The 15,008-nt window shown below is 64.7% G+C and carries 15 protein-coding genes and 1 pseudogene; 13 read left to right on the forward strand and 3 right to left on the reverse strand.

Annotated elements, in window-relative coordinates; translation table 11 throughout:
- Positions 1–128: 128 nt before the first annotated feature.
- The 3 genes and pseudogenes from rpsO to WOC76_RS07880 form a co-directional block, all read right to left on the reverse strand.
- A complete protein-coding gene (gene rpsO, locus WOC76_RS07870) occupies positions 129–398 on the reverse strand; it encodes a 30S ribosomal protein S15 (RefSeq protein ID WP_341107789.1) in 270 nt (89 codons plus the stop codon).
- Positions 399–565: 167 nt separating this feature from the next.
- Positions 566–2,341, reverse strand: a complete 1,776-nt coding sequence (locus tag WOC76_RS07875) for a sodium:solute symporter (protein ID WP_341387898.1) — start codon at positions 2,339–2,341, stop codon at positions 566–568.
- Between the two features lie 83 nt (positions 2,342–2,424).
- A pseudogene (locus WOC76_RS07880) lies at positions 2,425–3,079 on the reverse strand (pyridoxamine 5'-phosphate oxidase family protein).
- A 131-nt stretch (positions 3,080–3,210) separates the two neighbouring features.
- Here WOC76_RS07880 and WOC76_RS07885 point away from each other — a divergent pair.
- The 13 genes from WOC76_RS07885 (at position 3,211) to WOC76_RS07945 (ending at position 15,005) form a co-directional block, all read left to right on the forward strand.
- Positions 3,211–4,269 (forward strand): RluA family pseudouridine synthase, encoded by a 1,059-nt coding sequence (locus WOC76_RS07885; RefSeq protein ID WP_341387900.1) that lies wholly within the window; start codon positions 3,211–3,213, stop codon positions 4,267–4,269.
- Positions 4,270–4,356: 87 nt separating this feature from the next.
- Entirely contained in the window at positions 4,357–5,181 is an 825-nt protein-coding gene (locus tag WOC76_RS07890; RefSeq protein ID WP_341107783.1) for an ATP12 family chaperone protein, read from the forward strand.
- A 184-nt stretch (positions 5,182–5,365) separates the two neighbouring features.
- Complete coding sequence (locus WOC76_RS07895) at positions 5,366–5,731, forward strand: NADH-quinone oxidoreductase subunit A (RefSeq protein ID WP_341107781.1); 366 nt, start codon at positions 5,366–5,368, stop codon at positions 5,729–5,731.
- The gene (locus tag WOC76_RS07900) at positions 5,722–6,306 is read left to right on the forward strand and encodes a NuoB/complex I 20 kDa subunit family protein (protein ID WP_341387903.1); all 585 of its coding nucleotides are present in this window, start codon (positions 5,722–5,724) and stop codon (positions 6,304–6,306) included. The genes WOC76_RS07895 and WOC76_RS07900 overlap by 10 nt, the downstream gene beginning before the upstream one ends.
- A gap of 72 nt (positions 6,307–6,378) precedes the next feature.
- Positions 6,379–6,987: an NADH-quinone oxidoreductase subunit C gene (locus WOC76_RS07905; protein WP_341107779.1), complete on the forward strand. Its 609-nt coding sequence runs from the start codon at positions 6,379–6,381 to the stop codon at positions 6,985–6,987.
- Positions 6,987–7,529: a DUF2059 domain-containing protein gene (locus WOC76_RS07910; RefSeq protein ID WP_341107777.1), complete on the forward strand. Its 543-nt coding sequence runs from the start codon at positions 6,987–6,989 to the stop codon at positions 7,527–7,529. The genes WOC76_RS07905 and WOC76_RS07910 overlap by 1 nt, the downstream gene beginning before the upstream one ends.
- A gap of 16 nt (positions 7,530–7,545) precedes the next feature.
- Entirely contained in the window at positions 7,546–8,766 is a 1,221-nt protein-coding gene (locus WOC76_RS07915) for an NADH-quinone oxidoreductase subunit D (RefSeq protein WP_341107775.1), read from the forward strand.
- Positions 8,766–9,374: an NADH-quinone oxidoreductase subunit NuoE gene (nuoE, locus tag WOC76_RS07920; RefSeq protein WP_341107774.1), complete on the forward strand. Its 609-nt coding sequence runs from the start codon at positions 8,766–8,768 to the stop codon at positions 9,372–9,374. Before WOC76_RS07915 ends, nuoE begins: the two co-directional genes overlap by 1 nt.
- A gap of 18 nt (positions 9,375–9,392) precedes the next feature.
- Positions 9,393–10,697, forward strand: a complete 1,305-nt coding sequence (gene nuoF / locus WOC76_RS07925; RefSeq protein ID WP_341107773.1) for an NADH-quinone oxidoreductase subunit NuoF — start codon at positions 9,393–9,395, stop codon at positions 10,695–10,697.
- A gap of 37 nt (positions 10,698–10,734) precedes the next feature.
- Positions 10,735–12,795, forward strand: a complete 2,061-nt coding sequence (nuoG, locus tag WOC76_RS07930) for an NADH-quinone oxidoreductase subunit NuoG (RefSeq protein WP_341387906.1) — start codon at positions 10,735–10,737, stop codon at positions 12,793–12,795.
- Positions 12,796–12,805: 10 nt separating this feature from the next.
- Entirely contained in the window at positions 12,806–13,849 is a 1,044-nt protein-coding gene (gene nuoH / locus WOC76_RS07935; RefSeq protein WP_341107771.1) for an NADH-quinone oxidoreductase subunit NuoH, read from the forward strand.
- 9 nt (positions 13,850–13,858) lie between these two features.
- Positions 13,859–14,347 (forward strand): NADH-quinone oxidoreductase subunit NuoI, encoded by a 489-nt coding sequence (gene nuoI / locus WOC76_RS07940; protein ID WP_341107768.1) that lies wholly within the window; start codon positions 13,859–13,861, stop codon positions 14,345–14,347.
- A gap of 55 nt (positions 14,348–14,402) precedes the next feature.
- Positions 14,403–15,005: an NADH-quinone oxidoreductase subunit J gene (locus WOC76_RS07945; protein WP_341107767.1), complete on the forward strand. Its 603-nt coding sequence runs from the start codon at positions 14,403–14,405 to the stop codon at positions 15,003–15,005.
- Positions 15,006–15,008 lie beyond the last annotated feature (3 nt).

A 15,008-nucleotide genomic window follows, 5' to 3' on the forward strand; every position in this document is an offset into this window, starting at 1 on the left:
TCTTTCGTCACGCAGCGTCCGGCGATCCTGCCATGACGGTGTTCGCGCTGGATCTGTTTGGGGCGCGTCCGGCGCCCTGAAAAACGAAAGCGGCGCCTGCTTGTCGCGCCGCTTTCGCAAGGCGTGTCTTAGCGGCGAATGCCCAGCCGCTCGATCAGGCTCCTGTAGCGGGCTTCGTCCCGCTTCTTCACATAATCGAGAAGCTGGCGGCGCTGGGAGACGAGCTTCAGCAGGCCGCGACGCGAGTGATTGTCCTTCACATGCGTCTTGAAATGCTCAGTGAGGTTGACGATGCGCTCCGTGAGGATCGCAACCTGGACCTCGGGCGAGCCCGTATCGTCGGCTTTCGTGGAATATTCCTTGATGAGCGCCTGCTTGCGCTCGGCCGTGATCGACATCCGTCGTTCCTTTTGTTGGGAGTGATCCGCCGGCGGGGGCCTTGGCCGGGATGTCGTCCAGCGAGGTCCCCAATGGCGGGGCCGCCTGGCGAGGCCAAGCGTGCGCGGTCCATATAGCAGAATTCGCCGGAAAGGATAGGGGGCGTTCCGGGAGGGTGTGAGCGGCTTCACGCCCCCTTATCAGGCGCGGCGATCGCTCCGTCTCCGTGGAGCATCCGCCTGACGAAGGATTGCGCGAGAGGCTTCTCCTGATTCGACGCCAGGGCGGAAACGACGCCCGCCGCGACGGCGACGGTGGCGCCAGCCAGCGCGGCCAGGGCATAGACCTCGATCTTGCGGGCCGGTCCGGCGATGAAAAGCGCCGCCGCGAGGGTTGCGGCGCCCGAGACAAGCGCGAAAAAGGCTTCGCGGTCGTCGGCCCGATCCCAGAAAGCCAGGGCGAGCGCGGGCGCAACGCAGGCCGCGGAGACCGCGAGCGCCAGCGCGATCAGGCCGCCGGGCGTGACGATCTGGGTCACGCTGGCCACATAAGCGCCGGTCGCGACGACGACGAGCGCGAGCCGCGTGATAGCGAGCCGGCGGCTCGTGAGGTCGACCTCGCCGCGAAGCCGATAAAGCGCGTCATTGCCGACCGCGGCGCTGCATGTCTGAAGTCCCATGCCCGCGAGCAGCACGCCGAAGGCGACAAGCGCCGAGGTCACGAGGCCCGAGGCGGCCGCGCCGAGATCGGTCGCGCCGGGCAGGGCGCCGAGAAGGTAATCGCCGTCGACGGGCCGCACATTGGCGGGCGTGAGCGGCGTCCCGGGCGCAATGCCTTGCGCCGCGCAGGCCCGCTGCGCCTGGGAGGGGGTTGCGACCCTTGCTTCGCAGACGGCGACGAGCCCCCGGCTGCTCGCTGCAAAGACCGAAGCCGGCAGGCGCTCGGCGCTCCGGCCGGAGACGGAGGCGGCGAGGCTGAGGGCCGAGGCGGCGATGGCGGCGGCGATGAGCAGCCCGAAAAGGAGGCTCCAGCCCAATGTGAGAACGCCGGAAGCGCGGGCGGACTCGGGCGTCTCCGTCGTGACCGCCGGCGCGAGGACCGGCGCGAGCGTGGCTACGCCGAGCGCCATGGCGATCGTGGCGCCAATCTCGACGAAGATCCCCATGGGGTCCGGCATGAGCTTCCACCCGGTGAAAAGCTCGCCTGCCTCCTTCCAGCCAGCGCCGCCGAAGAGGCCGACGGGCAACTGGCCCTGAAAGTCGAGCGCGGCGACTGGCCAGCCAAAGCCAAGCAGTGCGACGCCAGCTGCGGCGGCCGCGGCCCAGACCGCGGCGCCAAGGCCGCCGGGGCCGGCGATCACCAGCCCGGCCGCCGCAATGGTGAAGGCCGAGAAGACTCGGCCCGCTCCGGTCAGTTCGACCAGGGCGTCGACGGCCATCTGGCTTCCGGCGACAGCAAGCAGGCCGGAGGACAGGCTGATGGCCAGGATCAGGCCGAAGCGTGGCAGCGTGCGCGGAAAGCGCGCGGCAAGGAAGCCCGAAAGCGAGAAGACGCCGGTCCGGCGGAGGAGCGGCCCGAGGAAAAGCGCCGTAACGGCGAGGCCGAGAAAGGCGCCGCAGACGACGCCGATCCACCAGCTGTGGCCGGCGAGTCGCGTCGCGAAGGGGAGGAGCAGCGAGACCGCCACAGCGGCGTTGGCGAAGCCGGAATAGGCGGCTGGAATCGCCCGCCCCCCGGCATAATAGAAAGAGACCCGCATGGAGTGGAGCAGGAAACCCAGCGCCGCCAGCGCCACGACCGTGAACCAGGGTGGCGCCGCGGCGACGAAACGTTCCGGCGCGCCCACGCGGTCGAGCAGCGCCGAAAAGCCGTAGGCCAGCAGGAAACTCGCCGAGACAAAAGCGATACGCGAATCCAGAACCGCGCGGTCGAACAGGGCAGCTTCGCCGGAACGCTCTTGCATGGGGGCTCTCGCGGGATGGTTGCGCAAAGACTATCGGACGCGGCGCGCCGGGGGAAGGGCGCGGCGGGTCCGTCGACGTCCGATCACCCCTCCCCCCGCGACACCAGGGCCGCATAGGCGTCCTGATCGATCACTCCGCCCGCCGCGTCGACTCTCGCGCGATCCTCCTCGCGAATCGCGTCCTGTGCGATGTCGAGGCGCTTCCATCCGGGCAGCGGCGCCGCGCCCGCGGCGTCCGGCACATATCTCGATGTCGAGACCCGGCGGTGCGGGTGAATGTAGCGCGGACAGTTGACCCAGATCGATTCGATGGCGACCGAGACGAGAAACTGCGCCCCCGGAACCCGGGCGATCTCGGCGGGGTCGCGCAACGGTCGCCTCGCCCTGGACACGCAGCCGGTTGGGCGTCTCGAAGTCGATGAACAACAGGCCGACCCTGGCGTTTTGCGCGATATTGCCTGCCGAATAATACATGCCGTTCCCGTCGAACCAGGGGAAGACGAGGGTTTTCGGACCATTCACGCGCACGAAACCCGGCGCGCCGCCCTTGTAGGAGACCGTCGGCCGGCCGCCGGGATCGACGCTCGCCAGGAAGAACATGTCGCGGGCCTCGATGAACGCCGCCTCCTGTGGGGCGAGCTCGGCGTGCATCACGCCGCCCTCCATGAGATCGGCGAGGCGGCGCGTCTCGAAGGCGTCCTGGAGTTCGCGATGGGCGGGACCGTAGAAATCGGACATAAAGGAATCGGACATGGAGAGGTTCCTGTGAGAGGGTCCTTTGGCAGGCTTTGCGAACGCTCGCCATCGACAATGAGGCGCGCTTTGGGCCATAAGGCGGCGATGCCGTTTTATCCGCAACGAGACGCCGCATGAGCGCCCCCGAAACTCAGGGCGTGGGCGTGACCACCACAACCGTCACCGAGGACGAGGCGGGCATGCGCGTGGACCGCTGGTTCCGGCGCCGCTACCCCACGCTCGCCTTGTCGCATCTCGCCAAGATATGCCGCAAGGGCGAGGTGCGCGTCGACGGCCGGCGGGTCGAGACCTCGACGCGGCTCGAGGAGGGCCAGAAGGTCCGCGTGCCGCCGCTCAGGATCGAGCCGCCGGCGAGCCCCGCCGTCAAGCGCGCCGCGCCCGAGGACGCCGGAGCGATCCGGGCAATGACCTTGTTCGAGGACAAGGACTTGATGGTGCTCAACAAGCCGTTCGGCCTCGCGACGCAGGGCGGCTCCGGCCAGAAGCGCCATGTCGACGGCATGCTGGAATCGCTTGCCAAAGGCGATTCGCGCCCGGTTCTCGTGCACCGCCTCGACCGCGACACCTCCGGCGTGCTGCTCGTCGCGAAAAGCCGCCGCATGGCGGCGGATCTCGGCGAAATCTTCCGCTCGCGGCAGGCCAAGAAGTTCTACTGGGCGCTGGTCGAGGGCGTGCCGAAGCCGGCGCAGGGCCGAGTTTCGCTCTATCTCGCCAAAGGTCCCGGCATGGAGAAGACCCGCGGCGCCGGTCGCGAGCTCGAAAAGATGCGGATCGCGAAACATGGCGACGCGGACGCCCAGCATTCGCTGACCTATTACGCGATCGTCGACAAGGTGGCGCCGCGCTGCGCCTGGCTGTCGATGAAGCCGCTCACCGGCCGCACCCATCAGCTGCGCGCCCATGCCGAGGCCATCGGCCATCCGATTTTCGGCGACCCGAAATACGGGCATCGACCGGAGGACGAGGTGCGCCGTCGGGATCCGTTGCGGGCCATGCCCGACGGGCTCGAGCGCAAGCTTCATCTTTTGGCGCGGCGGTTGATCCTGCCGCATCCGAAAGGCGGGATGCTGGACGTGACCGCCCCTTTGCCCGACCATATGCAACAAAGCTGGGACCTCTTCGGCTTTGACGTGAAGCAGTACGATCCGATCGAGGACGCGCCGGACGCGTAGCGAAGTTTCCCCGGTCCGCCGGCGCATCATGGCCAGCCCCGGCCGCCGGGGCGCCCGGCTCAGGCTTCCAGCTTCCAAGGGACTGACATGACGCCCAAAAACCCGACCGGCTTCGACGCCGATTTCTTCGTAGAGCAGGGCGAGCGCGATCCGGTGAAGGCGGCGCGGGATCCCGCCCGACCCCTGCCGAAACGATTCTACAAAGAGGCGAGCGTCGGCGAGACGGAGAAGGGCTTCAGGATCCTGCTCGACGGACGGCCGGTCAACACCCCGGCCAGGCGCCAGATCGTCGTCCCCTCGCGGGCGCTCGCAGAGGCGCTCGCGGCCGAATGGGCCGGGCAGGGGGAAAAGATCGATCCCGCGACCATGCCGCTCACGAGGCTCGTGAATTCGGCCCTGGACGGCGTCGCCGGGCAAATGGCGGAAGTGGAGGCGGAACTCGTCAAATATGCCGGTTCCGACATGCTCTGTTACCGCGCCGGAGAGCCCGAGAGCCTCGTTGCGGCGCAAAGGGCCGCGTGGGATCCGCTCGTCTCCTTCGCGCGCGACAAGCTCGGCGCAAGGCTCGCGCTTGCGGAGGGGGTGATGTTCGCGGCGCAGCCGGAGGAATCGGTCGAAGCCCTCGCCCGGGCCGTGCGCGCCTATGTTGGCGAGGGCGAGGCGGCGCCGCTGCGGCTGGCGGCGCTGCATGTCATGACGACGCTCACCGGCTCGCTGATTCTCGCGCTTGCTAAAGCATTGAAGGAAATAGACCTTGCGACCGCCTGGGGGGCGGCCCATATCGACGAGGACTTCCAGATGCGGGCCTGGGGCGCCGACCCCGAGGCGCTCTCCCGGCGCGAGGCGCGATTTGCCGAGATGACGGCGGCCGCTTTTGTCGCCGACTGCCTGGCCGAGGGAGGGCAGGGCTAACGCCGCCTTGCCGGCCTGCGCCGTCTGCGGCGAAATCGACATAACTGCGGAGCAGCCGTCGTTGTCTCTTGCTTTGCACAAGGGGCTTTGTTACGGAACCCGCGGCCTGGAGCTTTTCCAAGTTGAAGCTCCCGATAAAGCGGCCTTCGCCCCGCCGCACCGTCGGACCGACCGGACACGACCCATGCCGATGCTGCTCGAACAATATATGCCGCTGGTGATCTTCATCGCGCTCTCCGCGGTCATCGCTGGCGCACTGCTCGTCGCGCCCTTCCTGCTCGCCTTCAAGGCGCCGGATCCGGAGAAGCTCTCCGCCTATGAGTGCGGCTTCAATCCGTTCAACGATTCGCGCATGAAATTCGATGTGCGCTTCTATCTCGTGTCGCTGCTCTTCATCGTGTTCGATCTCGAAGTGGCCTTTCTCTTCCCCTGGGCCGTGGCCTTCAAGGAGGCCGGGGCCTTCGGATTCTGGTCGATGATGGTTTTCCTCGGCGTGCTGACCGTCGGCTTCGTCTACGAGTGGCGCAAGGGAGCGCTGGAATGGGATTGATCACGAACCAGGGCGGGACGCTCGTCGCCCCGCAGGCCAAGGGCCTCATCGATCCGCGCACCGGCAAGCCGGTGGGCTCGGACGATCCGTTCTTTCTCCAGATCAACGAGGAACTGGCCGATAAGGGCTTCTTCGTGACGGCGACGGACGACGTCATCAACTGGGCGCGTACGGGCTCGCTCATGTGGATGACTTTCGGGCTCGCCTGCTGCGCGGTGGAAATGATCCAGGCGGCCATGCCGCGCTACGATCTCGAGCGCTTCGGCTTCGCTCCGCGGGCCAGCCCGCGCCAGTCGGACTGTATCATCATCGCCGGCACGCTCACCAACAAGATGGCGCCGGCGCTGCGCAAGGTCTATGACCAGATGCCGGAGCCCCGCTACGTCATCTCCATGGGCTCCTGCGCGAATGGCGGCGGCTACTACCACTATTCCTATTCGGTGGTGCGCGGCTGCGATCGCGTGATTCCCGTGGACGTGTACGTCCCGGGCTGCCCGCCGTCGGCGGAGGCGCTGGTCTACGGCATGCTGCTGTTGCAGAAAAAGATCCGCCGCACCGGCACGATCGAGCGGTAAGTCATTCCCTCTGCCCGCGCCGCGCGCGGGGAGAGGGGCGCGGCGACGCGAGAGCTTAAGGAAAAGTGACGGATGTCGGCTGAACTGGAAACACTCGGCGCGCGGATCGGCGGCGCACTTCCCGGCGCAGTGACGGGAGTGAAGATCGCCTATGGCGAGCTGACGCTCACGATCGCCCGCGATCGCTGGATCGAGGTCGCGACCTATTTGCGCGACGATTCGGAGTGCCTTTTCGTCAACATTGTCGACGTGACCGCCGCGGACTATCCGGAGCGCGACGAGCGCTTCGAGGTGGTGGCGCATTTTCAGTCGCCGAAGCACAATCGCCGCATCCGGATCAAAACGCCTGCCTCGGAAGAAACCCCCGTGGCCTCGCTGGTTCCGCTCTTTCCGGGCGCCGACTGGTACGAGCGGGAGACCTACGACCTCTTCGGCGTGATCTTCTCGGGTCATCCTGACCTGCGTCGCATCATGACCGACTATGGTTTCGAGGGGCATCCGCTGCGCAAGGACTTCCCCATGTCGGGCTATGTCGAGGTGCGCTACGACGACGAACGCAAGCGCGTCGTCTATGAACCCGTGCGCCTTCAGCAGGAATACCGCAACTTCGATTTCCTCTCGCCGTGGGAGGGCGTGCAATACGACCTGCCTGGCGACGAGAAGGCGAAGGGCCAGTCTTGATGAGACGCGCCCTTTTATCGATCATTGTCGGCTTTGCGCTTGTCGTTTCCTGCGCCACGGCGCGGGGCCTCGACGTTGCGCCCGACAAGTTCGATGAAAAGCTGAAATCCTACGATCCCGCGACCCTCGCGGCTGCGCGCGAGTATATGAAAACCTTCGGCATGAAGGAGATGCTCGAGAAATCCATCCCGCCGATGCGGCAGGGTTTGCTCGCGCAGCTCAAGGCGAAGAACCCAGGTCTTGACGAGAAGCAGGCGTCCATGTTCATGGATGCATTCTTCAAGAGCGCCTTTGTCGACGACGCGGCAGTGACCGAGCGGGCGACGATTCTCCTGATGCTCGACATATTCACGAAGGACGAGCTCGTGGCGCTGAACAAGTTCTATTCGTCGCCGGTCGGCAGATCGATCCTCGCCAAGATGCCGATCATGATGGGACGGCTGCCGGAGGTTCAGGAGATCATGCGCTCTTACGTCTTGCCGCGCGCGCTCGAACACGCAGTGGGCGAGATGAAAAAAGCCGGCGTCGATATGAAGCTTTAACCGAGGCGGAAACGTCGTGAACGATCAGACCGTGACGCAGACGAAGCCCGATTCACAGGGCCTGCGCAACTTCAACATCAACTTCGGCCCGCAGCATCCGGCGGCGCACGGCGTTTTGCGCCTGATCCTCGAACTCGACGGCGAAGTCGTCGAGCGCGTCGATCCGCATGTGGGCTTCCTCCATCGCGGCACCGAGAAGCTGATGGAGGCGCGCACCTATCTCCAGAACGTGCCCTATTTCGACCGGCTCGATTACTGCGCGCCGATGAATCAGGAGCACGCCTTCTGCCTCGCGATCGAGCGTTTGCTCGATGTGGAAGTCCCGCGCCGTGGCCAGCTCATCCGCGTCCTTTACGCGGAAATCGGCCGTCTCCTGTCGCATCTTCTGAACGTAACGTCGCAGGCGATGGACGTCGGCGCGCTCACACCGCCGTTGTGGGGCTATGAAGAGCGCGAGAAGCTCATGGTGTTCTATGAGCGCGCTTCCGGCGCCCGCATGCACGCCAACTACTTCCGTCCGGGCGGCGTCGCGCGCGATCTGCCGGACCAGCTCGTCGAGGACATCGGCGCCTTCTGCGATCCCTTCCTGAAGGTGTGCGACGATCTCGAGGAGCTTTTCATCGAGAACCGCATCTTCAAGCAGCGCAACGTCGACATCGGCGTCATTTCGCTCGAGGACGCCTGGAAATGGGGATTTTCGGGCGTGATGGTCCGCGGTTCCGGCGCGGCCTGGGACCTGCGCAAGGCGCAGCCCTATGAGTGTTACGAGGAAATGGAATTCGACATCCCCGTCGGCAAGAACGGCGATTGCTACGACCGCGCCGTCATCCGCATGGAGGAGATGCGTCAGTCGACGTTCATCATGAAGCAGTGCGTCGAGAAGCTGATGCGCGCCGACGGCCGCGGCCCGGCGCTGACGCCGAACCACAAGATCACGCAGCCTTCGCGCGGCGAGATGAAGCGCTCCATGGAGGCGCTCATCCATCACTTCAAGCTCTTCACCGAGGGCTTCCACGTACCGGCCGGCGAGGTCTACGCCGCGGTCGAGGCGCCCAAGGGCGAATTCGGCGTCTATCTCGTGTCAGACGGCGGAGACAAGCCTTACCGCTGCAAGATCCGCGCGCCGGGCTTCGCGCATCTCGCGTCCATGGATTTCATGTGCAAGGGCCACATGCTCGCCGACGTCTCGGCGATCCTGGGCTCGCTCGATATCGTCTTCGGGGAGGTCGATCGCTAATGTCCGTCCGTCGTCTCGCCGAGCAACAGCCCGAGAGCTTCGAGTTCACGCCTGAAAACAAGGCCTGGCTCGAAAAGCAGATCGCCAAATATCCCGATGGCCGCCAGGCCTCCGCAGTTGTGCCGGCCCTGTGGCAGGCGCAGAAACAGAACAACTACTGGCTGCCGCAAAAGGCGATCGAGAAGGTCGCCGAGACGCTCGGCATGCCGAAGATTCGCGTGCTCGAGGTCGCGACCTTCTATACGATGTTCAACCTCGCGCCGGTTGGGAAGTTCTACATCCAGCTCTGCGGCACGACGCCCTGCATGCTCTGCGGCTCGGACGATCTCATCAGGGTGCTCGAGCGCCGTGTCGGTCCGCAGCGCACGGTCACGGCGGACGGCATGTTCTCCTGGCTCGAGGTCGAGTGCCTCGGCGCCTGCTGCAATGCGCCGATGGTGCAGATCAACGACGACTATTACGAGGACCTGACCGCCGAGAACTTCGAAAAGCTGCTGGACGATCTCGCGGCCGGCCGCCCCGTCAAGACCGGCTCTCAGAAGGGTCGCGTTTCCTCGGAGCCCGAGGGCGGGCTGACGAGCCTGACCTCGCTCTACGGCCAGAAATAAGCGGAGGGGAAAGACAACATGCTCTCCGATTCAGATCGTATTTTCACCAACCTTTACGGCCTCGGCGACCGCTCGCTGGCGGGCGCCCGCGCGCGGGGACAGTGGGACAACACCAAGGCGCTGCTCGCCAAGGGGCGCGACAGGATCATCGAAGAGGTGAAGGCGTCGGGCCTGCGTGGCCGCGGCGGCGCGGGTTTTTCGACGGGCCTGAAATGGTCCTTCATGCCCAAGGACGTCGATCCCAAGCGGCCGCATTATCTCGTCATCAACGCGGACGAGTCCGAACCGGGCACCTGCAAGGACCGCGAGATCATGCGCAACGACCCGCATACGCTGGTCGAGGGCGCGCTCGTCGCGAGCTACGCCATGGGTGCGCACGCCTGCTACATCTACGTGCGCGGCGAATTCATCGCCGAGCGCATCGCCCTGCAGAAGGCGGTCGACGAAGCCTATGAGGCGAACCTCATCGGCAAGAACAATATTCACGGCTATCCCTTCGATCTCTACGTGCATCACGGCGCAGGAGCTTATATCTGCGGCGAGGAGACGGCGCTCATCGAGAGCCTCGAAGGCAAGAAGGGCATGCCGCGCCTGAAGCCGCCGTTTCCGGCCAATGTCGGCCTTTACGGTTGCCCGACGACGGTCAACAACGTCGAGTCGATCGCGGTCGTGCCGACGATCCTGCGCCGCGGTCCCGGCTGGTTCGCCGGCATCGGCAAGCCCAACAATACGGGCACCAAGCTTTTCTCGATCTCCGGGCACGTCAACCGCCCCTGTAACGTCGAAGAAGCCATGTCGATCCCCTTCCGCGAGTTGATCGATACGCATTGCGGCGGCATAAGGGGCGGCTGGGACAATCTGCTTGCGGTCATTCCCGGCGGCTCGTCGGTGCGCTGCGTTCCGGCGGATCAGATCATCGACTGCCCGATGGATTTCGACAGCCTCGTGAAACTGGGCTCGGGCCTCGGCACGGCGGCGGTGATCGTCATGGACAAGTCCACGGACATCATTCGCGCCATTGCGCGCCTCGCCTATTTCTACAAGCACGAGAGCTGCGGCCAGTGCACGCCCTGCCGCGAGGGCACGGGCTGGATGTATCGCGTCGTTCAGCGCATGGTGGAAGGCCGCGCCCACAAGCGTGAAATCGACATGCTCTTCGACGTGTCGAAACAGATCGAGGGTCACACCATCTGCGCGCTGGGCGATGCAGCCGCCTGGCCAATCCAGGGCCTCATCATGCATTTCCGTGACGTGATCGAGCAGCGCATCGATCAGTATACGGCGAATCCGCATCCGGAGCCCGTGCGCGAGGCGGCGGAGTGATCATGAACCAGCGCATCACGACTTCGGAGAGAGCGAAGTGACAAAGATTCTCGTCGACGGCGTCGAAGTGGACGTTCCGGGAGAGTTCACGCTTCTCCAGGCATGCGAGCAGGCGGGCGCTGAGGTGCCGCGCTTCTGCTACCATGAGCGCCTGTCCATTGCGGGCAACTGCCGCATGTGCCTCGTCGAGGTGAAGGGCGGTCCGCCCAAGCCGCAGGCGTCCTGCGCGATGTCGGTCAAGGACCTGCGTCCCGGCCCGAACGGCGCGCCGCCGGAAGTTCTCACCAAGTCGCCCATGGTGAAGAAGGCCCGCGAAGGCGTCATGGAGTTCCTGCTCGTCAACCATCCGCTCGACTGCCCGATCTGCGATCAGGGCGGCGAGTGCGATTTGCAGGACCAGGCTCTGGCCTTCGGCGGCGACTCTTCGCGCTTCCACGAGAACAAGCGCGCGGTAGAGGACAAATATATCGGCGTCCTCGTCAAGACCGAGATGAACCGCTGCATCCACTGCACGCGCTGCGTCCGCTTCACGGCGGAAGTCGCGGGCACCGGTGACATGGGCGCCATCGGCCGCGGCGAGGATATGGAGATCACGACCTATCTTGAAAGCGCCATGACTTCGGAGCTTCAGGGCAATGTCGCCGATCTCTGCCCGGTCGGCGCGCTGCTGCCGAAGCCCCAGAGCTTCCGTGCGCGTCCGTGGGAATATCAGAAGACCGACACCATCGACGTCATGGACGCGCTCGGCTCGTCTATCCGCGTCGATTCACGCGGCCGGGAGGTCATCCGCATTCTGCCGCGCGTCAACGATCTTGTGAATGAGGAGTGGATCTCCGACAAGACGCGCCAGATTGTCGATGGGCTGAAGACCCAGCGCCTGGATCGTCCCTATGTGCGCGTGAATGGCCGGCTGCGTCCCGCGACGTGGCAGGAGGCTTTCGAAGCCATAGCCGCCAAACGCAAGACGACGGCCCCCGCCCGCACGGGCGCGCTGGTCGGCGATCTCGCCGCCGCCGAGGAGATTTTCGCGCTCAAGCTGCTGATGCAGCAGCTCGGCTCGCCGAACATCGACTGCCGTCAGGATGGCGCCAGGCTCGATCCGAAGTTCGGCCGCGCCTCCTACATCTTCAATTCGACAGTCGCCGGCATCGACCATGCGGATGCGTTGCTGATCGTCGGCTCCAATCCGCGCAAGGAATCGCCGGTCCTCAACGCACGCATCCGCAAGCGCTGGCTCAAGGGCGACTTCAAGATCTCGCTCATCGGCGAAAAAGCGGATCTTACCTACGATTACGACTATCTCGGAGCCGGCGCCGACTCACTCCTGCGGTTCATTCAGGAAGGCAAGCCGGTCGGCAAGCTCCTGGTGATTGTCGGGCAGGGCGCCATTTCGCGCCCCGACGGCGACGCCATTCTCGCACTCGCCGCCCAGGCGGCGCAGAAGCTCGGTGGCGTGAGCGATGGATGGAACGGCTTCTCCGTTCTGCATACGGCCGCGTCCCGCGTCGGCGCGCTGGATCTCGGGTTCACGCCGGCGGCAGGCGGTCTCGACGCCCAGGCCATGGCGAAGGTGGGCGCCGTGGACTTGCTGTTCAACCTCGGCGCCGATGAAATCGCGATCGAACCTGGCGCTTTCGTCGTCTATATCGGCACGCACGGGGATCGTGGCGCGCATCGCGCCGATGTGATCCTTCCCGGCGCCGCCTATACAGAGAAATCGGGGCTCTACGTGAATACTGAGGGTCGCGTGCAGCTCGCGTCACGCGTGGTCTTCCCGCCAGGCGAGGCGCGTGAAGACTGGGCCATTCTGCGCGCGCTGTCGGCGGTTGTGGGCCAGGCGCTGCCTTTCGATTCGCTCGCCGAACTGCGCAAGAAGCTCGTCGTGGCTCACCCGCATTTCGCCCGCATCGATCAGATCGAAGCCGGACAGGCCGGAGATGTGGCAAGGCTCGCCAACCATCCGGCGGTCGCGATGAAGGATCCCTTTGTCCCCGCGATCGGCGATTTCTATCTCACCAATCCGATCGCGCGCGCCTCGGCGGTCATGGCGGATTGCTCGGCCCTCGCGCAGGGCCGGCTGAAGCAGGCGGCGGAATAGGAGCGATCACGTGTCAGAATCCTGGAACGCCATTACGGCCTATCTTGCCGAGAGCCCCGTTCTGCTCGCGATCATCAAGAGCGTGCTGATCGCGGTCGTCCTGCTGATCTATGTGGCCTATGTCATTCTGGCCGACCGCAAAATTTGGGCGGCAGTGCAGTTGCGCCGCGGTCCGAACGTCGTCGGCCCCTGGGGCCTGCTGCAAAGCTTTGCAGACTTCATCAAATTCGCTCTGAAAGAACCGGTTATTCCGGATACGGCCAACAAGGGGATTTTCCTTTTCGCGCCCTTCATCATGGCGACGCTTTCGATCGCGGCCTGGGCGGTGGTGCCGGTCGCAGACGGCTGGGTCGTCGCCAACATCAATGTTGGCATCCTCTATATCTTCGCCCTGTCGTCGCTCGGCGTCTACGGCGTGATCATGGGCGGCTGGGCGTCGAACTCGAAATATCCATTCCTGTCGGCTCTGCGCTCGGCGGCTCAGATGGTGTCCTATGAAGTCTCCATCGGCTTCGTCATCATCACAGTTTTGCTTTGCGCCGGTTCGCTGAACCTCACCGACATCGTGCGTGCGCAGGATACGCCCTACGGCATGGCCGGATGGTACTGGCTGCGCCTGTTCCCCATGTTCGTCATCTTCTTCGTCTCCGCGCTGGCGGAAACGAACAGGCCGCCCTTCGACCTCGTCGAGGCCGAGTCCGAACTCGTCGCGGGTTTCATGATCGAATATTCGGCGACGCCTTATGTGCTGTTCATGCTCGCCGAATATGTGGCGATCGTGACCATGTGCGCACTGCTGACGATTCTGTTCTTCGGCGGCTGGCTACCCCCGGCGAATATCGCGCCCTTTACGTGGGTCCCGGGCGTGATCTGGTTCATCCTGAAGGTGAGCTTCTTCTTCTTCTTCTTCGCCATGGTGAAGGCTTTCGTCCCGCGCTACCGCTACGATCAGCTGATGCGTCTTGGCTGGAAAATCTTCCTACCGATCTCGCTCGCCATGGTCATCATCGTCGCCGCCGTGTTGCAGTTCGGCGGCGCGGCAGTCGCGAGCTGAGGACCCGTCATGAGACTAGACCAAGCCGCCAAGTCGCTTTTCCTGTCGGAGTTCGTCGGCGCCTTCCTGTTGTCGATGCGCTACTTCTTCAAGCCGAAGGCGACGATAAATTATCCGCACGAGCGTAACCCGCAGTCGCCGCGTTTCCGCGGAGAGCATGCGCTCCGTCGCTATCCGAACGGCGAGGAGCGCTGCATTGCCTGCAAGCTCTGCGAGGCCATCTGCCCCGCGCAGGCCATCACCATCGAGGCCGGTCCACGCCGCAATGACGGCACGCGCCGGACGACGCGCTACGACATCGACATGGTGAAATGCATCTACTGCGGTTTCTGCCAGGAGGCTTGCCCGGTGGACGCCATCGTCGAGGGGCCGAACCAGGAATTCGCGACCGAGACGCGCGAGGAGCTTTACTACACCAAGGAGCGCCTGCTCGAGAACGGGGCGCGCTGGGAGCGCGAGATCGCGCGCAACATCGCGCTGGACGCGCCCTACCGGTAACGACAGAACGCGAGCCGCGGCGGGAGCCGCGCGCTCTATACGAGAGGATGAGGCCGTGGCGGCTGTATTTTTCTACATCTTCGCGACGATCATGATCGCGTCGGCCTGCGTGGTGATCTTCGCACGCAATCCGGTGCATTCGGTGCTGTTTCTCATCCTCGCCTTCTGTAATGGCGCGGGGCTGTTCCTGCTGGCGCGCGCCGAGTTCCTCGCCATGATATTGATTGTGGTCTACGTCGGCGCGGTGGCGGTGCTGTTCCTGTTCGTCGTCATGATGCTCGACGTGGATTTCGCTGAGCTCAAGCAAGGTTTCGCGAAATATCTGCCCGTCGGCGCGGCCGTCGGCGTGGTGGTGCTCGCGGAGCTCGGCATGGTCGCCATCGGCTGGCAGCCGGCTGAAACGTCGAAGAGCCTGCTCGAGACGCCCATCGCCGCGAATGTTTCCAACACGGCTGCGTTGGGACAGGTGCTCTACACAAAATATGTGATCTTCTTTCAGGCGTCGGCGCTGGTCCTACTTACGGCCATGATCGGCGCGATCGTTCTCACGCTCCATCACAAACCGAACGTGAAGCGTCAGAAGATCGACGAACAGAATGCGCGCAACCGGAAGAACGTGATCGAGATAAAGAAAGTCCCGTTCCGGACCGGCGTATAACGA

It is taken from the genome of Methylocystis sp. IM3, from assembly GCF_038070105.1.
Classification (GTDB): Bacteria; Pseudomonadota; Alphaproteobacteria; order Rhizobiales; family Beijerinckiaceae; genus Methylocystis.